The following is a 24445-nucleotide window of genomic DNA, read 5'->3' as shown; positions in this document are numbered from 1 at the left end:
GATGTCGCGCTTCTTCATCGACCGCCCGATCTTTGCCTGGGTCATCGCCATCACGATCATGCTGGGCGGCCTGCTCGCGCTGACCGGGCTGTCGATCGCGCAATATCCGCAGATCGCGCCGACCACCGTCAAGATCAACGCCACCTATCCGGGCGCCAACGCGCAGACGGTAGAAAACTCGGTCACCAAGGTGATCGAGCAGGGCCTGACTGGCATCGACAACCTCGACTACATGACGTCGACCTCGACCTCGACCGGCTCCGCCACCATCACCATCACCTTCAAGAGCGGCGCCAATGCCGACATCGCGCAGATGCAGGTGCAGAACAAGCTGCAGCTGATCACCGCGCTGCTACCGCAGATCGTGCAGACTACGGGGCTTGCGGTCACCAAATCGGCCACCGGCTTCCTGATGGTGATCGGCTTCGTCTCCAGCGACGGCAAATTGTCGTCCAACGACCTCGCCGACTACGTCAACAGCACGCTCAACGACACCCTGAAGCGCGTCACCGGCGTCGGCGAGACGCAGCTGTTCGGTGCCGGCTATGCGATGCGTATCTGGATGGACCCGGACAAGCTCGCCAAATATGCCCTGATGCCGAGCGACGTTTCCGCCGCGATCCAGGCGCAGAACACGCAGGTTTCCGCCGGTCAGCTCGGCGGCGTGCCGGCTCGCCCCGGCCAGCAGCTCAATGCCAGCATCACCGTACGCAGCCGATTGCAGACCCCCGAGCAGTTCCGCAGCATCATCCTGAAGAGCGACACCAACGGATCCTTGGTGCGACTCAACGATGTCGCCACCGTCGAACTCGGCGCCGAGAGCTACACCACCAGCGCCACCTATAACGGCAAGAGCGCCGCCGGCCTCGCCATCACGCTGGCAACCGGCGCCAACGCGATCGCCACCGCCGAGGCCGTGCAGTCCACCATCAAGCGTCTGTCGACCACGTTCCCGCAGGGCGTCGAGGTGGTGTATCCCTACGACACCACGCCGTTCGTGCGGCTGTCGATCGAGGACGTCGTCAAGACGCTGATCGAGGCGATCGTTCTGGTCTTCATCGTGATGTATGCGTTCCTGCAGAACATCCGCGCCACCATCATCCCGACGCTAGCAGTGCCGGTCGTGCTGCTCGGCACCTTCGGCGTGCTGGCGATCTTCGGCTATTCCATCAACACGCTGACGATGTTCGCGATGGTGCTGGCGATCGGCCTCTTGGTCGACGACGCCATCGTCGTGGTCGAGAACGTCGAGCGCGTGATGGAAGAGGAAGACCTGTCGCCCAAGGAAGCGACTCGCAAATCGATGGACGAGATCACCGGCGCGCTGGTAGGCATCGCCACGGTGTTGTCCGCCGTGTTCATCCCGATGGCGTTCTTCGGCGGTGCGGTCGGCGTGATCTACCGGCAGTTCTCGGTGACCATCGTCTCGGCGATGGTGCTGTCGGTGATCGTCGCCATCATCCTGACGCCCGCACTGTGCGCCACGCTGCTGAAGAAGCCCGAGAAACACGCCGTGAAGAAAGGCTTCTTCGGCTGGTTCAACCGCACCTTCGCCCGCAGCTCACATGCCTACCGCAACGGCACCGCAGGCCTGATCTCGCGATCGAAGCGCTTTCTGATGCTGTTCGTGGCGATCACGGTCGCCACCGGCGTGATGTTCGCGCGGCTGCCGAGTTCGTTCCTGCCGCAGGAGGACCAGGGCATCCTGCTCACCACCGTACAGTTGCCGGTCGGTGCCACCCAGGACCGCACCTTGCGCGTCCTGAAGCAGGTGACGGACTTCTACACCCAGAACGAAAAGGACGCCGTGCAGGGCATCTTCGCCTCGGCCGGTTTCGGCTTCGGCGGCGCCGGGCAGAACATCGGCATCGCCTTCATCCAGCTCAAGCCGTTCGACGAGCGCAAGGGCGCGGCCTCGACGGCGCCGGCGATTGCCGGCCGCGCGATGGCGTTCTTTTCGAAGATCAAGGACGCCCGCGTCTTCGCGCTGGCGCCACCCGCAATCCAGGGCATGGGCAATTCCAACGGCTTCAGCTTCTATTTGCAGGACATCAACGGCGCCGGCCATGCCGCGCTGATCGAGACCCGCAACAAGTTGCTGGCCGCCGCGGGGCAGAGCAAGCAGATCGCCAATACCCGTCCGAACGGCCAGGAAGACGAGCCGCAATACTCGGTCGAGATCGACCAGGAGAAGGCCAGCGCGCTCGGCGTGTCGCTGGACGACGTCAACACCACGCTGTCGACTGCGTGGGGCTCGAGCTATGTCAACGACTTCATCGACCGCGGCCGCGTCAAGAAAGTCTATTTGCAGGGCGACAAGGACTTTCGCATGCAGCCGGACGACATCGGCCGCTGGTTCGTCCGCAATGCGTCGGGCGTGACGGTGCCGTTCTCCGCCTTCGCCTCCGGGCACTGGACCTTCGGCTCGCCGCGGCTCGAACGTTTCAACGGCTCCTCCGCCGTGGAAATCCAGGGCGAGTCGGCCGCGGGCATCAGCTCCGGCGCCGGCATGGACGAGATCGACCGCCTGATGACCGAACTGCCATCCGGCTACGGCCATGAATGGACCGGGCTGTCCGCGCAGGAGCGACTGTCCGGCAACCAGGCGGCGTCGCTGTATTCGATCTCGCTGGTCGTGGTGTTCCTGTGCCTCGCCGCGCTCTATGAGAGCTGGTCGATCCCACTGGCGGTGATGCTGTCGGTGCCGATCGGCATCTTCGGCGCCTTGCTCGGCGCGTTCCTGTTCGGTCAGACCAACGACGTCTACTTCAAGGTCGGCCTGCTGACCACGATCGGCCTAGCCGCGAAAAACGCGATTTTGATCATCGAATTCGCCATCGAACGCGAGGCCTCCGGCATGGGCGTGGTGGAGGCCACGCTGGATGCCGCGCGGCAGCGGCTGCGGCCGATCATCATGACCTCGTTCGCCTTCATCCTCGGCGTCACGCCGCTGGCGATCGCCTCCGGCGCCGGCTCCGGCGCGCAGAATTCGATCGGCATCGGCGTGATGGGCGGCATGATCGCCGCGACTCTGCTAGGCATCTTCTTCGTGCCGCTGCTGTTCGTCGCGGTCCGCCGCCTGTTCAAGCGCAAACAACCCGTGAAAACTGACGCAACCGCCGAGATCAAGCCGGCTTCACCCTCGGTGTCCCCATGAGCCATCCGTCCAACGCCTCCCGCCGCTCGCTGGCGACACGCCTCGGCGCCCTGCTGATGGTCGGCACCACTCTGTCCGCCTGCGCCGTCGGCCCGGACTATTTCGGCGCGCCGATCGCGCTGCCGACGCAGTGGGGCAATGCCAAGCCAAGCGCCGTGACCCGACCGGTGTCGCTGGCGCATTGGTGGAACAGGCTCGGCGACCCCACGCTCAACAGGCTGATCGAGGAGGCCGTCGAAGGCAATCTCGACGTCGCCTCCGCCAAGGCGCGCATTCGCGAGGCCCGCGCGACGCGGCGGCAGGCGATCGGCGCGCTGTTGCCGCTGGTCGATGGCTTCGGCTCCAGCACCTATAACCAGACGGGCACCAGCACCGCCACGTCAGGCAGTACTGCCGGCGCCGGCGCAACACCGTTCACCTATAATCTGCATCAGGCCGGCTTCGATTCGAGCTGGGAGCTCGACCTGTTCGGCGGCAACAAACGCGCCGTGGAAGCCGCGACCTATGGCGTCGATGCCGCCGAGGACGATTTGCGCGCGACGCTGCTGACGCTGGTCGGCGACGTCGCCGCCTATTACGTCGAGATGCGCGGCTACCAGGCGCGGATCGCGCTGGCCCGCCGCACCGCCGCCTCGCAGCGCCAGACCGCGCTGCTGACGCAGCAGAAATTCGAGGCCGGTTCGTCCTCGGCCGTTGACGCCGCCAATGCCGCGGGCCTCGCCGCGACCACCGAATCCTACATCCCGACCTACGAAGTCAGCTATGCCGAAGCGGTGCACCGCATCGGCGTGCTGCTCGGCCGCGAACCGACCGCGCTGGCGCTGCCATTCAAGCGCGTCGCGAAAATTCCCGCGCCGCGGCTGCCTCTGCCGACGGGAATTCCCGCCGACGTGCTGATCCTGCGACCGGACGTGCGCAAGGCGGAACGGCTATATGCGCAATACACCGCCCGGGTCGGCCAGGCCGAGGCCGCGCTCTACCCCAGCGTCAGCCTGACCGGATCGGTATCGACCTCCGCGCTGAACATCGGCGACCTCGGCAAGGCGTCCACGATCGGCTGGTCGGTCGGACCGAGCCTCTCCGTGCCGATTTTCAACGGCGGCAAGCTGCGCGCCGCGGTGGATATCGCCGGCGCCCAGCGCGACCAGTATTACCTGGCATGGCGTTCATCGGTGCTGACCGCGCTGGAGGATGTCGAGAACGCGCTGGTCTCGATGGCGCAGGAGCGCATCAAGATCCAGCGCCTGAGCGAGGCGGCGCGGCGCTACGGCGAGGCGACGCGGCTGTCGCGCGCGCTCTATACGTCCGGCTCGACCAGCTTCCTCGAAGCGCTGACGGCGGAGCGTTCGTTCTACACCGCCGAAGACAGCCTGATCATCAGCCGGGTGGCGATCGCGACGTCATACATCGCACTGGCCAAGGCGCTCGGCGGCGGCTGGGACGGCGCGATCATCAGTTCGATCCCCGCGGTCGTCGACGTCAATACCGGGCCGCACATCGTCGCCGGCGAAAGCGCCGGCACGCTGCGCCAGCTCGCCGCGCCGTAGACGGTCAGCGCAGACCTGCTCACTTCATGCGCCGGCACAGCGCCGGGCCATAGGCCGCAGCAAAGCCGGTGAAGGCGGCTGCCCAGGCCACGCCGGCGATGGCCAGCAACGGTCCGGCATGATCGGGCTGCAGCACCGCGCAGACCCGCGACAAGGCAGCAACGATCACCGCCGCATAGATCAGATGGGTCGCCGGCGATGCCCGCAGGGTCTGGCCGGTGTGGCCCAGCGTGGCGCGCGTCATGACGGCGAGCGTCATGGTGCCGATGGCGCCGCCGGTCCAGGCATGAATGCCGGCGCTTGGGGCGACCAGATCCCACGCACTCAGCGCGGCGAGGACGAAGCCCAGCGGCACGAAGGCGTAAGCCAGATGCAGAATCAGCACCAGCCGGTCGGACGTCGTGCGGTATCCGGTCCAGCGCGCGAGGCGCGCGATGTGCAGGCCGCTACATATCAACAGGGCAACGCCCGTCACGGGCTCGAGCGGGCGGACGATCCATCCGATCAACACCAGCGCGCTGATGCCCAGCGTGATCATGTCGAACCGCCCGAACGGGATCGACAGCCGTCCCGCTCCGCGCTTCGCCAGCCAGTTGCGCGTGAAGCTCGGGATGATGCGCCCGCCGATCAGCGAGATCAACATCATCACCACGGCGATGCCCGCGCGGCTGGCGTAGTCGGCCAGCCCGCTGACATGCGCTTCCAGATGGAAGAAGATATTGCCGGCCGCGAGCAGGCTGACCACGGCCACGATATTGAGATTGCTCCATTTGCGACCGGCGATGATTTCGCGCGCCGCGGCTGCCGCCAACAGGACGAGAAACGCGCCATCGATGACGGCCGCGGCACCCCAGCCGATCGTGGCCGACACGCTGACCGCGATGCGCCCGGCGACCCACACCGCGAACAGCACCATCAGCGGCCGGCCCTGCAGCGGCAATCTTCCGGTCCAGTTCGGGATCGCCGTCAAGAGGAAGCCCGCGAGCACCGCGGCGATGTAGCCGAACAGCATCTCGTGAATGTGCCAGTCGCGCGGCGCGAAGGCCGTGCCCAGCCCGAGCGTGCCGTAGAAAACCGGCAGCCAGACCAGCATGGCGGCGCCCGCATAGAGCGAACCGAACAGGAAGAACGGCCGGAAACCGAACGAGAACAGCGCCGGTCCGCGATAATTCTTCAGCTTGGGGCTCGGCATGACAGCACCTTTCAGGCCGCGCCGACTTTCGCTGCGGCACTCGACCGCGCGAAGCTATCCGGTTTCGACTGCTTCTCTTTGCGCAGGGACAAAGATCTATCCGTTCCGGCGCGGCCTCGAATGTCGGATGCTCCGATAGACGGAACGGTTCGAGCACTGCCGCAATGCCACACGCTGGCGGCGCCAGATTTCGCGCTCAGAGCAAAAACGCCAAAGCATCTTCGCAGCGCTGCTCGATCTTGAAAGCGAGTTGCTCGTCGGCGCGGGTGCGGCCGAGATTGATCGCGGCGATCGGAAGGCCGCCCCTGGCCGCGGTCTGCGCGAAGCGATAGCCGGAATAGACCATCAGCGAGGAGCCGACGACCAGCATGGCCTCGGCCTTTGCGAGATGCGCCATCGCGGTCTCGACGCGCTCGCGCGGCACCGTCTCGCCGAAGAACACGACATCCGGCTTGAGGATGCCGCCGCATTGCGCGCAGGGCGGCACGTCGAAGGCGGCGAAATAATCGCTCTCCAGATCGGCGTCGCCATCGGGCGCCGCCTTGGCGTCGAGCAGGAGCCAGCCCGGATTGCGCAAGCCCATCTCGTGCTGAAACTCGTCTCGGGGGATGCGGCGCTCGCAGCCCATGCAGCGCACCTGGTCGAGCCGGCCGTGCAGGTCGATCACGCCGGTGTGGCCGGCGGCGTCATGCAGGCCGTCGACGTTCTGCGTCAGCAGCGCCTCGCATTTGCCGATCTGCTGCAGCCGCGCCAGCGCGCGGTGCGCGTCATTGGGCTGCGCGCTGCCGAAGCGGCGCCAGCCGAGCAGGCTACGCGCCCAGTAGCGCCGCCGTGTGGCGTCGCTGCCCATGAAGGCCTGGAACGTCATCGGCTGCGTGCGCTTCCAGTTGCCGTCGGCGTCGCGGTAATCCGGAATGCCGGAATTCGTGCTGCAACCGGCGCCGGTCAGGACGAACAGCCGCTGGTGCCGGTCGACGAATTCTTCGAGAACGCTTGAAATCATCCGCCTCAGTTATGCCGCGGCGGACGATTCGCAAGAGCGCTCACCACGCCGCCACGGCACCATCGGAGCGTGGATCGGTGGCGCCTTCCAGCACGCCGTTGGCATGCTGCACGATCGCGCCGGCATGGCCCATCGTGCTCGTATAGCTGCCGAGCACCTCGACCTCGTGGCCGGCGTCCTTCAACTGCCGGATCAGCGCGGGATCGAAGCGGTCTTCCAGCTTCAGCGTCACGCTCTCGTCGCCCCAGGTCTTGCCGAGCAGCCAGCGCGGCGCGCTGACCGCCTGCTGCAGCGGCGTGCCGAACATGCCGTAGCGCGAGAACACTGCGGCCTGGGTCTGCGGCTGGCCCTCGCCGCCCATATTGCCATAGACCATGCGCCGGCCATCGTCGAAGATCGCCATCGCCGGGTTCAGCGTGTGGAACGGCTTGCGGTTCGGCTTCAGCGCATTCCACCCGGACGCTTGCAGGCGGAACGAGGCGCCGCGGTTCTGCCAGCAGATGCCGGTTTCCGGCAGCACCACGCCAGAGCCGAACTCGAAATAGACCGACTGGATGAACGACACCGAGCGACCCTGGCCGTCGATGACGCCGAGCCAGATCGTATCGCCGGGTTTTCGCACATGCGGCCACGGCAGCGCCTTGGTGCGATCGATGCGGCTCGCCATCTCATCGAGCAAGGCCTCGTCGAGGAACGAGGCGGGATCGACGGTCATGTAATCGGGGTCGCCGACATGCTCGTCACGAACCAGGAACGCCTGCTTGGTCGCCTCGACGAGGCCGTGAATGTGGTCGAAACCTTCGGCCTGCGTCACGCCGAGCCGGTCGAACAGCGCTAGGATCATCAGCGACGACAGACCCTGCGTCGGCGGCGCCATGTTGAACAGCTCTGCCCCGTGCACCGCGACCGACAGCGGCGGGCGTTCGCTGGCCTGATGGCGCAGGAGGTCGTCGCCAGTGACCGGCGCGCCGACGCGGACGAGATCCGCGGCAATGCTGTCGGCAAGCTTGCCCTCATAAAAGGTCTCGAAGCCGTCGGCGGCGAGCCGCTTCAGCGTCGCGCCCAGCGCGGCGAGCTTGAGCACGTCGCCTTCCGCCGGCGCCTTGCCGCCCGGCATGAAGGCGGCGGCGAAGTTCGGCTGGTCCTGCAGCTCCGGCGCCTTCTCGGCGGTGAGCTCGGACTGGCTGCGCGTCACCACGATGCCGCTCTCGGCATAGTAGATCGCGCTCTCCAGCAATTGCTCGCGCGACAGCGGCGTCTGCCAGTGTTTCGACAGATCGAGCGCCTTCTGCCAGCCCGACACCGTGCCGGCGACGGTATTGGCGGCCAGTGGCCCGCGGAACGGAATCGTCTGGCAGCCGTGCTTGGCGTAATAGGCCAGATCCACCGCGGCGCCGGCGCGGCCGCAGGCGTCCACCGTGGTCGGCGGCTTACCCGGCTCGGCGATCAGCCAGAAGCCATCGCCGCCGATCCCGGTCATGTGCGGATAGACCACCGACAGGCACGCCGCGACCGCGATCGCGGCCTCGACCGCCGTGCCGCCGGCCTTCAGGATATCGAGCCCGGCCTGCGACGCCAGATGATGCGGCGACGTGACCATGCCCCGGCGGGCGCGCGGTGTTTCAAGCATCAGGGGCTCCAGGAGTGCAGAGGGCGCCAGCGGGCGGAATGAACACGTCTGTAAGCATGTTCGCGCCGTTTCTCAATCCGCAACCGGATCAGGTGCCGACGCGCAACGCCGCGCCCTGCTTGCGCAGATAGGCGATCACCGAGAGCGCCGTGATGCGGCCGGTCTTCGGGTTCTCCGACGGGATGTTCTCGATCGTCATCGAGAAACTGGCGGAGTCCGCATCCACCTCGACGCGGTGGACGTTGCGGGTCAGCGCGGGATCCGCCCAGATTTCCAGCCGGGTGCGGTCCGGGCCGATGCCCGCCAGCGACAGCGCGACGGCGACGTTCAGATTGGCGGGGAAGCCCTTGGCCGCCTCGCGGGCGCTGCCATCAAAAATCTTCAGCGGCTCGGTGATGCTCTCGATGTCGATGTTGTGCTCGACGATATAGGGCGCACCCGCCAGGCCCCGGACCGGTTTGCGCGTTACCATGCGTACCGAATGGATCTCGCCCTCGGCGGCGGCGGTGACGGCGTCGAGACCGATCAGCGCGCCGGTCGGCACCACGATCTGGCCGCCATGGGCCTTGGCAATCGCGATCAGATCGTCGTTCACCAACAAGGCACCGACGCTGAGGATGATCGCCGTCTTGCCGCTCCTCACGAACGGTTCGACGATTCCGCGCAGCAGGGCGGCCGGCGCGCATTCGATCACGATGTCGGCCGCGTCCGCCAGGCCATCGATCGGCAGGATCGGCGGCGGAGTGGATAGGCCCGCGAGAAACTCCCGATGCTTGTCGGGATGGCTGACGGCAACCGCCGACAGCACCAGCCCGTCCATGCCGCGGTCCAGCGCCGTCGCGACGGCGCGCCCGATCGCACCCAGCCCCACCACCGCCACCCGCTTGCTCACCTGAACCGTCGTCATTGCGTTCCCCTGTCTATTCTCTGGCCTACCGTCGTACGGCATCCGGCGGGAATTCGACAAGGCCTGTGCTTCGCTCACCCCAGGGGTAGCACCACGTGGCACAGCGACGGCTCTTCCGCGCTGGTCTTCACCTCGAAGCCCAGTTCGCGGCACATCGCCAGCATCACGGTATTGTCCTGCAGCACGTCGCCATAGATCCGCTTCAGACCTTCGGATTTCGCATAGTCGATCAGCAATTGCATCAGGGCCCATCCCAGTCCGCGGCCCTTCAGGTCGGAGCGCAGCAGAATGGCGTATTCGGCGCTCTCATAGACCGAGTCGGAATGCAGCCGCACCACGCCGACCATGTCGCCGGAGGCCGCATCGAAGGCGACGAAGGCCATCGCGCGCGAATAATCGAGCTGCGTCAGCCGGGCGATGAAGGCGTGGCTGAACTCTTTCAGCGGCGCCAGAAAACGAAGCCGGCGGTCCTCGCTGCTGACATGGGTCAGAAACGCCTGGATCCCGGGCTCGTCGTCCGGGCGGATCGGGCGGACAAAGACATGCCAGCCATCCCGGACCTTGAGATGCCGCTGCCATTGCGAGGGATAGGGCCGGACCGCGAGATGGCCGGCCTCCCTGCCGCCGAATTTCGGAACGACGGCACCGATCGCCACGCGGGCATCGATCGCGATCACGCCATGTTCGTCGGCCAGCAGCGGATTAATATCGAGCTCGCGGATCTGTGGAAGATCGACCGCCATCTGCGCCAGCTTGACCAGCGCCAGCGCCACCGCATCGGGCTGCACCGCTGGCACATCGCGATAGGCCGGCAGCAACCGCGACACCTGCGTGCGCGCGATCAACTGCCGCGCCAGCGGCAGATCGAGCGGCGGCAGCGCCAGCGCCTTGTCGTTGACGACTTCGACGGCCGTGCCGCCGCGGCCGAACACCACCACCCGGCCGAAGGTCGCGTCGTCGGCCAGGCCCAGGATCAGTTCGCGCGCATTCGGCCGCTTCAGCATCGCCTGCACCATCACGCCGGCAATATCGGCCTCGGGGCGCGCCAATCGGACGCGCGCCAGCATATCGACGGTTGCCACACGCACCGCCTCCACGCTTGAGAGGTTGAGCACCACGCCGCCGACATCGGATTTATGCGTGATGTCGCGCGACAGGATTTTCAGAACGACCGCATCGCCCTCGGCCAGAATTCCCGCGGCGTTATGCGCGGCCTGCGCGGCATCGGTGGCGACGAAGGTCGCGATCATCGGGATCCGGTAGGCATCGAACAGCCGCTTGATCTCGATCGGACCCAGCCATTGCCGCCCCTCGTCGACGGCGGCCACCACTATATTTCGGGCGACAGCAAGATCCGGCTCGAATGCTTGCGGCAACGCGGGCGGCACCTGGGCCAGCGTTTCGACCAGCTCACGATGCAGCACCAGATGCATGAATCCCTGCACCGCGTCGCCGCCCGTCGCGTAGTTGGGAATGCCGGCCGCGCTCAGCGTTTCGCGCGTCGCCGCGTCGGCGCCGACCCATGCCGCCAGTACCGGCTTGGCGGAATCACCGTGAGCCCGTTTATCGGCGGCGACGACCTGCAACACCGCGGACGCAATGGCGTCAGCCGACGCGATGGCCGCCTCGACGTAAATCACCAGCACGGCGTCGCTGTCCGGATCGGCCAGCAGGATATCGACCGCGGCGGAGTAGCGCGCCGCATCCGCGTCGCCAATGATATCGACGGGATTGTCGCCGGACCAGGTCGGCGGCAGTATGGCATCGAGCCTTTGGCGGGTCGCGGCCGATAGCGGCGCGGCGACGCCGCCCAGCTCGACCAGCCGATCGACCGCCAGCACGCCGATGCCGCCGCCATTGGTCAGGATTGCCAGCCGCTTGCCGGCTGGCGCCGCAATCCGGCCGACCGCCTCGGCGCAATCAAACATCTCGCGCAGATCCGGCACGCGGAGCAGGCCGGCGCGGCGGAAGGCCGCGTCATAGACCGCGTCCGAGCCGGCCAGCGCCCCGGTATGGGTCGCGGCCGCCTTCGCCCCCTGCGCCATGCGCCCGGCCTTGACGACGATCACCGGCTTGACCCGGGCGGCGGCGCGCGCGGCCGACATGAACTTGCGGGCGTCCGTGACGGCTTCGAGATAGAGCAGGATGGCGCGGGTCTTGGGGTCCAGCGCGAAGAAATCGAGCAGATCGGCGATATCGACGTCGAGCTGATCGCCGACCGAGACAAGGCCGGAAAAGCCAACCGCGCGCTGCGCGGCCCAGCCGACCATCGCCGCGACGATCGCGCCGGATTGCGAGATCAGCGCCAGCCCTCCGGCACGCGGCGTGCCGGTGACAAAGCTGGCGTTGAGGTGAACATCCGGCATCGCCAGGCCGACGCAGTTCGGGCCGATCAGCCGCAGGTGGTGACGACGCGCGGCGTCTTCGGCCTCGGCGGCCAGCGAGCCGGGGCCATGCCCCAGCCCGGACGAGATGATCACCACCCCGGCGCTGCCGATGCGTCCGGCTTCCTCGACCAGACCGGGAATCGCTCTTGCCGGCGCGGTGATGACCACCAGCTCGGGCACAAAGGAAAGTTCGGAGAGGCTGCCGACGGTGACACGTCCGTCAATCTCGTGGCGGCGGGCGTTGACGACACCGAACGGACCGGGAAAGCCTGCATCCAGAATGTTTCGCAACACCGCCTGCCCGACCGACCCCGGGCGCGCGCTGGCGCCGACGAGTGCAACGGACCGCGGCGCAAGCAAATTGGCCAAACGATAGATCGACATCCGCCCTCCGCAATTCGCTTTAGATGTAGTATCAACTCCATTTAAAGATTTGACGAAAATCAACTCCGAAATCCTGTCGGCGTGCGACGGTTTGTTTTCGGGCTCGTCTGAAGCAATCGGGGCACGCCGTGATCAAGGATATCGCCGTTCATCTCCCGGTCGATCGGCCCATGGAGCCCGTGCTCGATTGCGCGATGTCGCTGGCGGCCAGCTTTGCCGCGCATCTTCAGGGGATCGTCGCGACCTATCAGGTGATCAACCCGGCCATCGATGTCGGCCCTTCGGCCGCCCGGTTTGCGCTATCGACCGAGTACAATACCGATCCCCAGGCGGCCAATGACAGGCTGGCCCGATTTGAGAAGGCCGCACGGGCGGCGCGCATTCCGGCGACGACCGGCTGCATCTCGGATACGCCCCGCCTGGCCAATCAGGCGCTGGCCGCGGTGTCGCGGATGGCTTATCTCAGCGTTGTGACGCAGCCTGACGCGGAGCACCCGAGCCACGACCGCCATCTCGCGGAGACCTTGCTGCTGCAGTCCGGTCGCCCGATGTTGCTGGTGCCCTACATTCACCGCGGGCCTCTCCATCTGACCCGTGCCCTGGTGTGCTGGGACGGCGGCCGGGCTGCCGCGCGCGCTTTGCACGATGCCATGCCGCTGCTACGCAAGGCGCGGACCATCGACGCCATCTCGGTCCAATCCACCCACGCTTCCGCCTGCGACACCAGCATCGATCAACTGTCGGCCCATCTCGATCGCTATGGACTGGCCGTAACCGTCCATCATGCGACCGCGGAGCCAGGTCAGGTTCACAACACGATCCTGTCGCTCGCCGCCGATCTCGGCAGCCATTATCTGGTGATCGGCGGCTACGGTCATTCGCCGCTCGGCGAACTACTCCTTGGCGGCACGACGCGCGAGATGTTTCACTCGCTGACGATTCCCGCTTTGATGTCGCACTGAGACAGCAGGGACAGATCGCCGCGCCCGGCAGGCTTGCCCGGCCGCATCGATGATGCACCCCGTCAGTGCTGGCGCACATACTCTCCCGGCGCGGCGGGCAGCGGCGTGCCGTCCGGCAGCGCCGCGGGAAACGCCGGCGGCGCCGTCCTTTCCTCCGAATGCGCCGCCAGGAATGCGGCCCAGGCGGGCCACCAGGAGCCCTCGTGGACGGGGGCTTCACTGCTCCACTGGTCGGGCCCGATATAGGGGCCCTCTGCCGCCTTGCTCATGATCTGATAAGAGCGCCCCTGCTGGCCGGGCGGCGCGACGATGCCGGCATTGTGGCCACCGCCGGCGAGCACGAAGGTCACGTCGGCATCGGCGAGAAAATGGATCTTGTGCACCGACCGCCAGGGCGCGACATGGTCCCTCGACGTTCCGACCACGAACATCGGCGCGCGCAGGTCGGACAGGGCGACTGGCCGGCCATTGGCGACATAGCGCCCCTCGGCTAGGTCGTCATTGAGGAACAGCTTGCGCAAATATTCGGAATGCATGCGGGCCGGCATCCGCGTGGCATCCGCATTCCATGCCATCAGGTCGTTCGGCGCCGAGCGCTCTCCCATCAGATAGCCGCGCACGATCCGGGACCAGACCAGATCGTTCGATCGCAGCATCTGGAAGGCCCCGGCCATTTGCTGCGAGGCCAGCACGCCGCTGTGATTCATCACGTCTTCCAGGAAACTGATCTGGCTTTCGTTGATGAACAAAGTGAGCTCGCCGGCATCGGTGAAATCGGTCTGCGCGGCCAGCAGCGTCAGCGTTCGAAGATGGCTGCGCCGCTCCGGCGTCATCGCGGCGGCGGCAATCGCCAGCAGCGTTCCCCCGAGGCAATAGCCGGCGGCGTGCACCGCGCGGCCGGGAACGATCGACTGCACCGAAGACAATGCCGCCTCGACGCCGAGCATGCGATAGTCTTCGAGCGAGAGGTCGCGGTCGGCCCGGGTCGGGTTGCGCCACGAAATCATGAACACGGTGAAGCCCTGCTGCGTCAGATAGCGGACCAGGGAATTATGTGGCGACAGATCCAGGATGTAATATTTCATGATCCAGGCCGGGACGATCAGCACCGGCTCCGGACGGACCGTCTCGGTCGCGGGCTCATACTGGATCAGTTCGATCAGATGATTGCGGAACACGACCCGGCCCGGTGCGGTCGCCACGCTCTCGCCCACGACAAAACGACCGTCGTGATCGACGCTGCCATCCTGCCTGAGTCCCTGAATATCCTGCAGCCAATTGTTGTATCCGTCGATGACGTTTTTTCCGCCGGTCTGGAGCGTTTTCCGTACCACTTCGGGATTGGTGAGCGGGGAATTGCTCGGCGCCACGGTGTCCAGGATCTGGCGCAGCGTGAACGCCGTGATCGCGGCATGATCGCGGGCAACGCCGCGCACATTGGTGGCGGCCTGCCACCATTGTTCGGCCAGCAGGAATCCCTGCGCCACCATATTGTACGGCGCCATATTCCAGTCTGCGCCGGCAAACCGCCGATCCACGGAGGTCGGCGCGATCACCGACCACGGCCTGAAATGCGGCGACAGCTGGCTGACCTGCTCGGCCAGCCGTGCCGCGCCCGAGGCTGCAGCCGCGGCCAGTTGCATCTGCTTTCCGGGAGAAGTGGCCAGATGGATCAACCAGTCGGCAAAGGCCAGCGTCAGCGCCGATGGCGACAGACCGCCGGTCAGGGCCGCAGCCGCCGCATGCAATTCGCGATCCAGCATATCGCTGGCCGCTTCGAGACCGGCAGGGCTTGCGCAGGGTTGCACCGGCGTGGCCGGCTCCACAGCCGGGGCCTGGGACGACGGCGCAACAGCCGTCTCGTCGGGTACTGGCGATGGCAAGCGTCCGGGCATGGCATATTACCTGATTTCTGAGACTGATACTTAAAACTTGATAGTTACGTTTGTGCCGGGCTGTCGTGGTCCGCCTGGGCGGCGCGCAGCACGCTCGCCACCGCCACGAGCAACTCGGCCCGGCCCACCACGCCGACCAGCGTATCGCCACAGACGACGGGCAATTGCGCGATGCGGCGTGCGGCCATCATCGCCACGACCTCGCTGACCGGCGCTTCATCGCTGATGCACAGCGGATGCCGGCTCATCACCTCGCCCACTACCAGGGCGCTCATTCGCCGCCGGGAAGGCTCATGCTTGTCGCCGCCGAGGATCTTGCCAAACCAGTTGTCCCGCGGCAGATCGACATCCAGTTCGGTCCGCCGCAGGAAGTCGCCTTCGGAGATCATGCCCAGCAGATTACCCTCGGCATCGACAACGGGCAGCCCGCGCTGGTTGGTCTCGATCAGCAGGTCGGCCGCCTCCAGCAACGAGGCGTCCGGACGGATCGACGCAAACGAGCGTCGCATGATATCGGAGACATTCATGGCACCCTCGACAGGCTCGTCATCGCTGTCCCTCCGCGGTCAACACATCAACTGGCCCCCATTGATCGCCAGCGTCGAGCCCGTAATGAAGCCGGCGTCGTCGGCGGCGAGAAACACCGCCGCGCGCGCGATGTCGGCCGGCGCGCCGAGGCGGCCGACCGGGATCAGCGGCAGGATGCTCTTGGTCAGGATCTCCGGCGCGACGGCATCCAGCATCTCGGTATGGATGTAGCCGGGACAGATCGCATTCACGGTGACGCCGCTATGGGCCGATTCAAGCGCCAGCGAGCGCGTGAAACCGAGTTCGCCGGCCTTGGCCGCGGCGTAATTCGACTGGCCGAACTGACCCTTCTGACCATTGACCGAGGAGATGTTGATGATGCGGCCGAATTTGCGGGCCCGCATGCCCTCGACCACCGGACGGCACATATTGAACAGGCCGCCGAGATTGGTCGCGATGACCGGGTCCCATTGCGATTTGCTCATCTTGTGGAGCGCGGAATCGCGGATGATCCCGGCATTGTTGACGAGGATCTCGATCGGACCGAGCGCGGCCTGCACCTTCGAAATTCCCTCGGCGCAGGCGTCGAAATCGCTGACATCCCACCGGAAAACGGGAATTCCGGTCCTGGCGTGAAATGCCGCGGCGGCAGTCTCGTTGCCGGCATAATTCGCCGCGACCCGGTAGCCCGCGGCCAGCAGCGCTTCGGAAATCGCACCACCAATGCCGCGCGTACCGCCCGAGACCAACGCGATCCTCGCCATTCCGAAACCTCACGATCGGTCACGACACAAGCTGTACGGGCAGCTTAGGACCAGACCGCTCAATGACCATTGAGATGAATCAACAACTTTGGCAGCGACAGTCGGCTACGGTCATATTGGTCATCTTGTTACTTCGAAGCGCCGCCCGCCCATCTTGCTGGATGGCCTGTTTATTCAGTATGACGCGCTGATCGCACGATGCGCCAAGGGTCGGCAAGCGAACGTAACGCCCGTCCCTTCGAAGCGGAGCGTCTTGCCGGATGGCCACTTCGCGCTTGATCAATATCAAGGTTTCCCGAGGCACCCACGTCTAGGGTGTTGGCCACTGGCGTCGCGCTCCAGTTAAAACCTGCTTTCTGATATGTCGAACATCAGTCGATCTGACACTTCACATCGAAATGGAGGAATCGTCAAATGACCGATTCACAACTGCGACAGGATGTGATCGACGAGTTCGAGTTCGACCCGCGCTTCAATGGCGAGCATGTCGGCGTCGCGGTCGATAAGAACGTCGTCAGCCTGAGCGGCCATGTCAACAGCTACGCGGAAAAGCTTGCAGCCATCGCGGCCGCCCGGCGCGTCAAGGGCGTTCACGCTATCGCCGAGAATATAGAGGTACGATATACCTACCAGGCCAAGATCGCCGATGACCAGATTGCCAAGCGGGCTATCGACATTCCGGAGTGGGATGTCGTGGTGCCGCCAGGCGCCGTGGATGTGCTGGTCCAGGACGGCTGGGTGACCCTGAGCGGCACCGTCAACTGGTACTATGAAAAGACCGCGGCGGAAGACGACGTACGCAAGCTGTCCGGCGTGCGCGGCATCACTAACAAAATCACGATCAAGCCGCATATCGACGCGATCGACGTGAAAAAAAAGATCGAGGCGGCGCTGAAGCGGCATGCTGAAGTGGAAGCCAGCGGAATTCGCGTCAGCGTGCAGAACGGCAGCAAGGTGGTGCTCGAAGGCAAGGTCGATAACTGGGACGAGCGTCGCGCCGTCGAGAATGCGGCGTGGTCGGCGCCCGGTGTTGCTGCCGTCGAGGACCGGCTGACGATCTCCTGAAACGTTTTGCCGCCGGACCGGCGCTGGCGGACGGTTTTTTCTCGCGCCGGCTGATACGCAGCAGGCCGTCCGCGTGGACGGCCTGCTGCGCTCGCGGTTGGAGCCTTCAGGTGAGATTCTGACGATGACCGATGCATCGCAACCCCGTCGTACCCTACTGGGCGCCGCTCATTTGCTGGAACGGACCGGGCTTGCGCTGACCGGCGGCCTGTCTGCGATGTTCGTCGCCATTCTCGAAGGGCGCGTTCACGTCGCCTTCGTCGAAACGGCCATCCCGTTTCTGGCCGTCCTCATCTATGGCTCGGCCGGCTTCTATACCGGAATCGATCTTCCCCGCGGCCCGCAGAAACCCGGGGCACGATCGGCGCATCTGCCGGCGACGACCAGGGTTCGGATTCAGCTGCTCAGTGCCGCCGGCACGTTTCTGGTCGCCATGACCTCGGGTATCTCGGCCGCTATTGTCGTTCTCGACCTTGCCGCAGGACCTGTCTCGGCCATCATGCTTGGCGTGTTCTGGTTTGCAGGGGCGACCATGCAGATCGCGGCCGGCATTACGGCCCGCCGACCTGCTACCGACAGCGCCGATCGCAAACAGCGGCCTAAGTTCTGACAAATGGACGCTTCGCTGGCATCCCGTGGCGGGGACGTCCGCCGGCGATCAGCTACTGGCAGAGATGCCGCCGCCCGTCATAGCCCAGATAAGTCCCGCTGATCGGATCAAACGATCGATAGCGCGAGAAGCAATATGCTTCCCAGCCCGGACCAGCGTAGCCGACCGGGCCATAATACGGCGGCGGATAGTAACTGCGACGATAGTACGTATACGGCCCGTCGTAATAATGCGGCACGCTGAGCAGGCCGCCAACGATGAGCCCGGTCGCGAGACCTGCCGCCAGTGCCGCCCCGCCGCGACCACCGCGGACCTGCACGATGTCGGCCGTGCTGGCCGAGGCCATCAAGCGCGCCGCCGGCGCCAGTGGAACCGCGGCCACCGGCTGCATCGAACCCATGATACCGAGAATTCCCGCCGCGACGAACGCACTTCGAATATAGGTATATCCGCGCATGATACAGTCCTCCATCCTGCTTGCATCGTAGAACGATTGTTCATCGATGCGTTTGATTGATATCAAGCGCGGCAATGCTGGCCATTCCCAGCGCAGGCACGGGTTCGTTTCTGCGCGATCACCGGCCGAGCGCATTGCGTCAGCGTTGCGGCAAAGATCGCACGCCGGCACGTCGCGATGTCAGACGGCTTCGGTCAGATACTTCTCGATATCGCCGATCGGATGCTTGGTGAGGTCCTTGTTGATCTCGGCAAGAATCAGGCCCTTGATGTCGGCATGGAATGCGTCCCGCAACTCGGCGAGGGTTCGCGGCGGCGCCACGACGACGAGCGCACGCGCTTTGCTCGACCGGATCAGTTGCTCCAGCGAGCCGGCGACGCGCCGCGCAAAATGCTGCTCTTCGATATCATGCCAGTCCGGCTGCCCGACGGCGCTACGCTGCTCGCCCGGAGCGGCCTGGTGCACCCGGCCCGGCCGATCGGCCCCCTGCTCGTGAGTCGGCGGATTGTCATCGAGAAAAACCTTCTCGGTCTTCAGGTTCGGGAATTTTTCATCGCCATCGTTGCGCAGAAACAGCGCCTTGCGGCCGTCGCCGACGAACACGAACGCACCATGCGGAATTTTCAGTTTCATGAGTTTAAATCCTGACAGAACCCGCTAGCCGACCTTGGCCCAATCTTCGTCTTCCGGCGACCGGAAGGAAATGCCGGACATCGCATCGAACCACGACAGATGGTCATGGACGAGCCGGACGCCCGCGACGTTTTCGGCGGCCACGATGATCGCCTTCCGGTAATCCTCATCGGGAATGATGCCGCTGATATGCACGATGCCTTCCCGCACGATCACGCCGAGTTGCATCGGCGTCCAGTCGTTGTTCTGGATGGCCGCGATCACGCGATGGCGGATATGATCATCATCGGCGGTCGGATCCGGCACATCGCGCGCCAGGCTGGCGACCGTGCGGAGCAGGTCGGACCGGGTCAGGATGCCGACCAGCGTCTCGCCGCGCACGACCGGCAGGCGTTTGACATTGCGGCGCTCCATCAGACGCACCGCGTCCTCGAGCGGCACCTCCTCCGTGACGGTGCACAGATCCTCGGTCATGATCTCGCCGACCTTGCGGCCATGCGCGTGAACGAAGTCCTTGGCGGAGCTGCCGGGACCGAGCAGGAATTTGAGCCAGCGGCCGCGCTTGCGCTGCGTGCCGATTTCGCTGCGGCGGATGAAGTCGCCCTCGGAGACGATGCCCACCGGCTTGCCCGCTCTGTCGACCACGGGCAGCCCGCTGATGTGATGCTGCAGCATCAGCTTGGCGGCCTCGATCAGCGGCGTCTCCGCATCGACCGTAATGACATGGCGGGTCATGATCTGATGCGTTCGCATGGCATCCTCCGGGAGAGATGTTTCCCCAAGGGTTACGCCAAGCGTCTCGCGGCCGGATTGATACAGGTCAAGAAAGGAAGGTGACCGCGCGATCCGTCAACCGCACGCTGCAGGCGGCGCGCCATCGGCTGGTTTCGTCGGAAGAAATGCGGAATTTAAAATGGTGCCCGGGGGCGGATTCGAACCACCGACACTGCGATTTTCAGTCGCATGCTCTACCAACTGAGCTACCCGGGCAGGGTCCCGAACGCATCCGGGAGCGCCGGTTTATAGGCAGGCTGGCGGCCCATGTCCACCCGCCCGTGGGCGATTGCTGAAAAAGCCGATTTCGCCGTGAAATCAACGCTCAGGGCGGCGTCGCGAGAGCGCGCGGGCTAGTCGGCGTCCTCGTCGTCGGTGGGTTTGCCGGGAATCGAATAGGAATTCGACAGCCAGCGGTTCAGATCGACGTCGCGGCAGCGCTCCGAGCAGAACGGCTTGGAGGCCTCGACCGACGGCTTGTTGCAGATCGGGCACGGTCTGGCTTTGGCGGAGGACTCAGCTGGCATTGAGCCACCCGTCGCGAGCCGGAAAGCCTTCGCCGGACAGCAGCGACACCGTCTCGTAGAGCGGCAGGCCGACGATGTTGGTGTAGGAGCCGACCATCTTGACCACGAAGGAGCCGGCAATGCCCTGCACGGCGTAGCCGCCGGCCTTGCCGCGCCATTCGCCGCAATCGATATAGGCGCGGATGTCGTCCTCGGTCAGCCGCCGGAACCGCACGCGGGTCTCGATCAGCCGCTGCCGGAAGCCTTCCTTCGGGGTCACGATGCACACCGCGGTATAGACGCGGTGGTTGCGCCCCGACAGCAGCCGCAGGCATTGCGAGGCCTCGTCGGCCAGTTCCGCCTTGGGCAGGATGCGGCGGCCGACCGCGACCACGGTATCGGCGGCGAGAATGAACGAACCGCGCAGATCGTCGTCGAGCTGCACAGCCTTCAGCGCCGCCTCGGCCTTGGCGCGCGCCAGGCGATTGGCGCAGCCGCGCGGCAGCTCGCCGCGCTTCGGCGTCTCGTCGACATCGGCGGGGCGCAGCGCATCGGGCTCGATGCCGGCCTGGTTGAGCAGGCTGAGGCGGCGGGGCGAGCCGGAGGCGAGAACGAGTTTGGGACGGCCGGGCATTGATTGATTGATCCTGGAGGGCGCGCGGAACGTATCGGAAGGGGGATGGCGCGGCAACCTGGCGAAGGCGGTCATTCCGGGGCGCCTCACACTGTCATTCCGGGGCGCGAGCGCCGCGAGGCGGGCGCGAACCCGGAATCCCGACATGATGGGGACAGCGCTGGAGCCGCACGGGATTCCGGGTTCGCATGCGGCTGGCGCCGCCTGCGCCCCGGAATGACAGTTTTGGATCACAGCCATGTTTCCGCGATCCCGCGGCGCCGAGGCGCCCGGGTTGTGGGTATTTCCAGCCCCCTCTTTCCGAAAAGAGGGCGCGCGGAACGCCGGACGCCAGGTGCGTCCGCAGCCTCGTGTGCAAAGTGTAGAAAGCACACGAGCCTAGTCACCACGAAAGCACCGAATCGTCCGGCGTTCCGCACGCGATGGTCTGTCGGCTTGCTTCGCGCTCTCCCCGGCAACGGTCGTAACCTGCTCGCCGTCGTCTCCGCCGGTTCCCGACGCCGCCCGGATTTGGACGCGTCGGCAGCAGACCTGATTTCGGTCGGGACCACACGATTTGGGCCGCCGCGCAAGGCGATACGAATGGGGCGCATCTCCACCCCGGTCCGCACCGCACAGCGTCGTCGTCCACCGCGATGCCCGTCCTCACGCGGCTGTGGGCGTCAAAGCGGCCCTTGTGGGCGCCGCTCATCTGCCGGGCCGCGCCCTGGCCAAAGCACCGCGGCGCGACGCTGCCGCGTCCACCGCATCCCGCCCCGCGAACCGTGACGATCGCGAAACGCCCCTCTCGATGGGGCGGGACGAACATAGGCATATGGTCTTATAGGAAGATTGTCAATATCGCTTTGGTGAAATTTCTTGCGGCTGGTCGAACCGCGTAGGGCGGGTTAGGCGTCCTTGCGCCGTAACCCGCCGCCCGTCGGATCATCGAGAGGCGGCGGGTTACGCGCTGCGCGCTAACCCGCCCTACGATGGCCTCACCCGCTCGCCGCGCCGCCCTTCGAAAATCGCTTCCTGATCCGCAGCAGCAATCCGTCCATCACCTCGCGATAGGCCGCGAGTTTCTGTTCGCGGTTGCCTTCGGTGCCGGAGGGGTCGGCAGTCGGCCAGTATTCGACGTCGGCGGCGTTGGTGCGGGTCAGTTCGAGCGCCTTGTGGTGCGCTTCCGGCGACAGCGTGACGATCAGGTCGAAGTTCAGCCCCTCCCAGTCGTCGAGCTCCTCGAAGGTGGTGGGCTTGTGCTTGGAGACGTCGTGGCCGAGTTCGGCCATCACCGCGACCACGAAGGGATCGAGCTCGCCCTTCTTCACGCCGGCGGATTTGACGTAGATCGCCTTCGGAAACATGTGGTGCAACAGGCTTTCCGCCATCACCGAGCGGATGCTGTTCTGGCCACAGGCGAACAACACAGCCTGCGGCATGCGGGCGCGGGGCGGTTCTGCCACGCCTCAAGCCCGCTTGTTCTGGCGCATGATGGGGTCCGAAAACCGGGTGACGCGTTTCGGAATCATGCGCCGGCTCAACCCTTCCAGTGCAGCACGGAGATCAGCGTGAACAGCCGGCGCGCGGTCTCGAAATCGATCCGCACCTTGCCGTCGAGCCGCTCCATCAGCGTGTTCGAGCCCTCGTCGTGGATGCCGCGGCGGCCCATGTCGATCGCCTCGATCTTGTCCGGGGTAGCGGTGCGGATCGCCTGGTAGTAGCTGTCACAGATCATGAAGTAGTCCTTCACGATGCGGCGGAACGGCGTCAGCGACAACAGGTGCACGACGACCGGCGTGCCATCCTCGCGGCGGATGTCGAACATCAGCCGGTTGCCGGTGATGCCGATATGCAGCGTGAACGGGCCGGCATCGGCGCCCTGCGGCGCGAACAGGTTTTTCTCCACGAGATCGTAGATCGCGATCGCGCGCTCGTGCTCGATGTCCGGTCCGGAGCGGCCGATCGATTCCTCATCGAGCGTCACCGCGCTGATGCGGTTCTCGGTGTCGTCCGAGGGGGGTGAGGTGCTCATCGCAGGTTCAGGCGCAATCCAACGGAACGTGCGTGGGCATCGAGGCCTTCGGCCTTGCCCAGCGTCATCGCAGCCGGGCCCAGCGCTCGAAGCTGGTCCGGCCCGCACTTCAGGATCGACGTTCGCTTCATGAAGTCAAGCACGCCCAAGCCGGAAGAGAACCGCGCCGAGCGCGCGGTCGGCAGAACGTGGTTGGAACCGCCGACATAATCGCCGATCGCCTCGGGGGTGTGGGCGCCGAGGAAGATCGCGCCGGCGTTGCGAATGCCCAGCGACAGCGCCTCGGGGTCGGCCGTCATGATCTCCAGATGCTCGGCGGCGATGGTGTTGGCGAGCGCCACGGCCTGCTCCAGCCGCTCCACCTGGATGATGGCGCCATAATCGTCCCAGGATTTTCGCGCGATGGCCGCCCGGGGCAAGGTCGTGAGTTGGGCCTCGACAGCGCGCGCGACGTCGTCGGCGAGCCGGGCGTCGTCGGTGATCAGGATCGACTGCGCGTTCACGTCATGCTCGGCCTGCGCCAGCAGGTCGGCGGCGATCCAGTCGGGATTGCCGGTCGCATCCGCAATCACCAGCACCTCGGAGGGGCCGGCGATCATGTCGATGCCGACTTTCCCGAACACAAGGCGCTTGGCGGCGGCGACATAGGCATTGCCGGGGCCGACGATCTTGGCCACCGGCGCGATGGTCGCGGTGCCGTAGGCGAGCGCGGCCACGGCCTGCGCGCCGCCGACGCGGTAGATCTCGGTGACGCCGCCGAGATGCGCCGCCGCCAGCACCAGCGGGTTGAGCTTGCCGTCCGGCGACGGCACCACCATCACCACGCGGCCGACGCCCGCCACTTTGGCCGGCACGGCGTTCATCAGCACCGAGGACGGATAGGCCGCGGTGCCGCCGGGGACGTAGAGCCCGACCGCCTCGATGGCGCTCCAGCGCCAGCCCAGCTCGACGCCGAGCGCATCGGTGAAACGGTCGTCCTTCGGCAGCTGGCGCTTGTGAAACAGCTCGATGCGGTCGCGGGCGAATTTCAGGGCGTCGACGGTCTCCGTGTCGCAGGCGGCAACCGCAGCCTCGATTTCGGACGGCGTGATGCGCAAGGAAGCGGCGTCAAGCTTCAACCGGTCGAATTTTTCGGTAGCTTCTAGCAGCGCCGCATCGCCGCGCGCGGCGACGTCATCGACGATGGCGCGGGTGGCGGTCTCGATATCCGCCGCGACCTCGCGCTTGGCGTTGAGGAAGGCATTGAAGGCGGCCGCAAAATCGGAGCTCTGCGAGGAAAGGCGAATTGGCATGGTGGTATCCCGGGGGGCCCTGCCGGCCAGAGCCCCCTGCTCAATGGCGCGGCAGGTGGAGGTCGTCAACCCCGGTGAGGCCCGTAGCCCGGATACCAATCCGG

Annotated in this window: 21 protein-coding genes and 1 tRNA gene; 5 read left to right on the top strand and 17 right to left on the bottom strand. The window is 65.8% G+C overall.

What is annotated here, in order from left to right; all coding sequences use genetic code 11:
* The first annotated feature begins 1 nt into the window (after position 1).
* Positions 2-3157 (top strand): efflux RND transporter permease subunit, encoded by a 3156-nt coding sequence (locus FIU28_RS03260; protein WP_143571658.1) that lies wholly within the window; start codon positions 2-4, stop codon positions 3155-3157.
* Positions 3154-4704 carry an efflux transporter outer membrane subunit gene (locus tag FIU28_RS03255; protein ID WP_246660848.1) on the top strand — a complete coding sequence of 517 codons (1551 nt, stop codon included), beginning with the start codon at positions 3154-3156 and terminating at the stop codon, positions 4702-4704. Before FIU28_RS03260 ends, FIU28_RS03255 begins: the two co-directional genes overlap by 4 nt.
* A gap of 19 nt (positions 4705-4723) precedes the next feature.
* On the opposite strand, the gene FIU28_RS03250 is transcribed toward FIU28_RS03255, so the two are convergent.
* The 5 genes from FIU28_RS03250 to FIU28_RS03230 form a co-directional block, all read right to left on the bottom strand.
* Entirely contained in the window at positions 4724-5896 is a 1173-nt protein-coding gene (locus FIU28_RS03250) for an NnrS family protein (protein ID WP_143571657.1), read from the bottom strand.
* Positions 5897-6092: 196 nt separating this feature from the next.
* Complete coding sequence (locus FIU28_RS03245) at positions 6093-6899, bottom strand: NAD-dependent protein deacetylase (protein WP_143571656.1); 807 nt, start codon at positions 6897-6899, stop codon at positions 6093-6095.
* 40 nt (positions 6900-6939) lie between these two features.
* Positions 6940-8529, bottom strand: coding sequence for a gamma-glutamyltransferase family protein (locus FIU28_RS03240; protein WP_143571655.1), 1590 nt, complete (start codon positions 8527-8529; stop codon positions 6940-6942).
* Between the two features lie 88 nt (positions 8530-8617).
* The gene (locus tag FIU28_RS03235) at positions 8618-9436 is read right to left on the bottom strand and encodes an aspartate dehydrogenase (RefSeq protein ID WP_143571654.1); all 819 of its coding nucleotides are present in this window, start codon (positions 9434-9436) and stop codon (positions 8618-8620) included.
* A gap of 74 nt (positions 9437-9510) precedes the next feature.
* Entirely contained in the window at positions 9511-12207 is a 2697-nt protein-coding gene (locus FIU28_RS03230; RefSeq protein WP_143571653.1) for a bifunctional acetate--CoA ligase family protein/GNAT family N-acetyltransferase, read from the bottom strand.
* A 128-nt stretch (positions 12208-12335) separates the two neighbouring features.
* Here FIU28_RS03230 and FIU28_RS03225 point away from each other — a divergent pair, with 128 nt between their 5' ends.
* The gene (locus FIU28_RS03225) at positions 12336-13169 is read left to right on the top strand and encodes a universal stress protein (RefSeq protein ID WP_143571652.1); all 834 of its coding nucleotides are present in this window, start codon (positions 12336-12338) and stop codon (positions 13167-13169) included.
* 62 nt (positions 13170-13231) lie between these two features.
* Here FIU28_RS03225 and FIU28_RS03220 read toward each other — a convergent pair whose 3' ends face one another.
* Genes FIU28_RS03220 through phbB form a run of 3 tightly spaced genes read right to left on the bottom strand, consistent with a single transcriptional unit; the run spans position 13232 to position 16356 of the window.
* Positions 13232-15064, bottom strand: a complete 1833-nt coding sequence (locus FIU28_RS03220; protein ID WP_143571651.1) for a PHA/PHB synthase family protein — start codon at positions 15062-15064, stop codon at positions 13232-13234.
* A 44-nt stretch (positions 15065-15108) separates the two neighbouring features.
* Positions 15109-15591: a CBS domain-containing protein gene (locus FIU28_RS03215; RefSeq protein ID WP_143571650.1), complete on the bottom strand. Its 483-nt coding sequence runs from the start codon at positions 15589-15591 to the stop codon at positions 15109-15111.
* Positions 15592-15630: 39 nt separating this feature from the next.
* The gene (phbB, locus tag FIU28_RS03210; RefSeq protein WP_143571649.1) at positions 15631-16356 is read right to left on the bottom strand and encodes an acetoacetyl-CoA reductase; all 726 of its coding nucleotides are present in this window, start codon (positions 16354-16356) and stop codon (positions 15631-15633) included.
* A 414-nt stretch (positions 16357-16770) separates the two neighbouring features.
* Here phbB and FIU28_RS03205 point away from each other — a divergent pair, with 414 nt between their 5' ends.
* Both FIU28_RS03205 and FIU28_RS03200 read left to right on the top strand, forming a co-directional pair.
* Positions 16771-17421 carry a BON domain-containing protein gene (locus FIU28_RS03205; protein WP_143571648.1) on the top strand — a complete coding sequence of 217 codons (651 nt, stop codon included), beginning with the start codon at positions 16771-16773 and terminating at the stop codon, positions 17419-17421.
* A gap of 73 nt (positions 17422-17494) precedes the next feature.
* Entirely contained in the window at positions 17495-18031 is a 537-nt protein-coding gene (locus FIU28_RS03200) for a hypothetical protein (RefSeq protein ID WP_143571647.1), read from the top strand.
* Positions 18032-18083: 52 nt separating this feature from the next.
* Here the strand turns inward: FIU28_RS03200 and FIU28_RS03195 are convergent, their stop codons facing one another.
* The 9 genes from FIU28_RS03195 to hisD form a co-directional block, all read right to left on the bottom strand.
* Positions 18084-18488: a BA14K family protein gene (locus tag FIU28_RS03195; protein ID WP_246660847.1), complete on the bottom strand. Its 405-nt coding sequence runs from the start codon at positions 18486-18488 to the stop codon at positions 18084-18086.
* A 180-nt stretch (positions 18489-18668) separates the two neighbouring features.
* Complete coding sequence (locus tag FIU28_RS03190; RefSeq protein ID WP_143571646.1) at positions 18669-19121, bottom strand: baeRF12 domain-containing protein; 453 nt, start codon at positions 19119-19121, stop codon at positions 18669-18671.
* A gap of 24 nt (positions 19122-19145) precedes the next feature.
* Complete coding sequence (locus FIU28_RS03185) at positions 19146-19874, bottom strand: CBS domain-containing protein (RefSeq protein ID WP_143571645.1); 729 nt, start codon at positions 19872-19874, stop codon at positions 19146-19148.
* A gap of 161 nt (positions 19875-20035) precedes the next feature.
* A tRNA-Phe gene (locus FIU28_RS03180) sits at positions 20036-20111 on the bottom strand.
* 137 nt (positions 20112-20248) lie between these two features.
* A complete protein-coding gene (gene yacG / locus FIU28_RS03175; protein ID WP_143571644.1) occupies positions 20249-20422 on the bottom strand; it encodes a DNA gyrase inhibitor YacG in 174 nt (57 codons plus the stop codon).
* Positions 20412-21035 carry a Maf-like protein gene (locus tag FIU28_RS03170; protein ID WP_143571643.1) on the bottom strand — a complete coding sequence of 208 codons (624 nt, stop codon included), beginning with the start codon at positions 21033-21035 and terminating at the stop codon, positions 20412-20414. Before FIU28_RS03170 ends, yacG begins: the two co-directional genes overlap by 11 nt.
* 977 nt (positions 21036-22012) lie before the next feature.
* Complete coding sequence (locus FIU28_RS03165; protein WP_143571642.1) at positions 22013-22480, bottom strand: arsenate-mycothiol transferase ArsC; 468 nt, start codon at positions 22478-22480, stop codon at positions 22013-22015.
* Positions 22481-22554: 74 nt separating this feature from the next.
* Positions 22555-23049, bottom strand: a complete 495-nt coding sequence (locus FIU28_RS03160; RefSeq protein ID WP_143571641.1) for a UPF0262 family protein — start codon at positions 23047-23049, stop codon at positions 22555-22557.
* Positions 23046-24341 carry a histidinol dehydrogenase gene (gene hisD / locus FIU28_RS03155; RefSeq protein WP_143571640.1) on the bottom strand — a complete coding sequence of 432 codons (1296 nt, stop codon included), beginning with the start codon at positions 24339-24341 and terminating at the stop codon, positions 23046-23048. The genes FIU28_RS03160 and hisD overlap by 4 nt, the downstream gene beginning before the upstream one ends.
* Positions 24342-24445: the final 104 nt, after the last annotated feature.

This window comes from Tardiphaga sp. vice154 (genome assembly GCF_007018645.1).
Classification (GTDB): Bacteria; Pseudomonadota; Alphaproteobacteria; order Rhizobiales; family Xanthobacteraceae; genus Tardiphaga.
Note: the sequence above shows the minus strand (reverse complement) of the source record. Positions and strands in the feature narration are given on the sequence as shown.

What these genes read in the sequence shown, in the direction of transcription:
- FIU28_RS03260 (WP_143571658.1), top strand. Translation starts at nt 2, where the DNA reads ATGTCGCGCTTCTTCATCGACCGCCCGATCTTTGCCTGGGTCATCGCC.
- FIU28_RS03255 (WP_246660848.1), top strand. Translation starts at nt 3,154, where the DNA reads ATGAGCCATCCGTCCAACGCCTCCCGCCGCTCGCTGGCGACACGCCTC.
- FIU28_RS03250 (WP_143571657.1), bottom strand. Translation starts at nt 5,896, where the DNA reads ATGCCGAGCCCCAAGCTGAAGAATTATCGCGGACCGGCGCTGTTCTCG.
- FIU28_RS03245 (WP_143571656.1), bottom strand. Translation starts at nt 6,899, where the DNA reads ATGATTTCAAGCGTTCTCGAAGAATTCGTCGACCGGCACCAGCGGCTG.
- FIU28_RS03240 (WP_143571655.1), bottom strand. Translation starts at nt 8,529, where the DNA reads ATGCTTGAAACACCGCGCGCCCGCCGGGGCATGGTCACGTCGCCGCAT.
- FIU28_RS03235 (WP_143571654.1), bottom strand. Translation starts at nt 9,436, where the DNA reads ATGACGACGGTTCAGGTGAGCAAGCGGGTGGCGGTGGTGGGGCTGGGT.
- FIU28_RS03230 (WP_143571653.1), bottom strand. Translation starts at nt 12,207, where the DNA reads ATGTCGATCTATCGTTTGGCCAATTTGCTTGCGCCGCGGTCCGTTGCA.
- FIU28_RS03220 (WP_143571651.1), bottom strand. Translation starts at nt 15,064, where the DNA reads ATGCCCGGACGCTTGCCATCGCCAGTACCCGACGAGACGGCTGTTGCG.
- FIU28_RS03215 (WP_143571650.1), bottom strand. Translation starts at nt 15,591, where the DNA reads ATGAATGTCTCCGATATCATGCGACGCTCGTTTGCGTCGATCCGTCCG.
- phbB (WP_143571649.1), bottom strand. Translation starts at nt 16,356, where the DNA reads ATGGCGAGGATCGCGTTGGTCTCGGGCGGTACGCGCGGCATTGGTGGT.
- FIU28_RS03205 (WP_143571648.1), top strand. Translation starts at nt 16,771, where the DNA reads ATGACCGATTCACAACTGCGACAGGATGTGATCGACGAGTTCGAGTTC.
- FIU28_RS03195 (WP_246660847.1), bottom strand. Translation starts at nt 18,488, where the DNA reads ATGCGCGGATATACCTATATTCGAAGTGCGTTCGTCGCGGCGGGAATT.
- FIU28_RS03190 (WP_143571646.1), bottom strand. Translation starts at nt 19,121, where the DNA reads ATGAAACTGAAAATTCCGCATGGTGCGTTCGTGTTCGTCGGCGACGGC.
- FIU28_RS03185 (WP_143571645.1), bottom strand. Translation starts at nt 19,874, where the DNA reads ATGCGAACGCATCAGATCATGACCCGCCATGTCATTACGGTCGATGCG.
- yacG (WP_143571644.1), bottom strand. Translation starts at nt 20,422, where the DNA reads ATGCCAGCTGAGTCCTCCGCCAAAGCCAGACCGTGCCCGATCTGCAAC.
- FIU28_RS03170 (WP_143571643.1), bottom strand. Translation starts at nt 21,035, where the DNA reads ATGCCCGGCCGTCCCAAACTCGTTCTCGCCTCCGGCTCGCCCCGCCGC.
- FIU28_RS03160 (WP_143571641.1), bottom strand. Translation starts at nt 23,049, where the DNA reads ATGAGCACCTCACCCCCCTCGGACGACACCGAGAACCGCATCAGCGCG.
- hisD (WP_143571640.1), bottom strand. Translation starts at nt 24,341, where the DNA reads ATGCCAATTCGCCTTTCCTCGCAGAGCTCCGATTTTGCGGCCGCCTTC.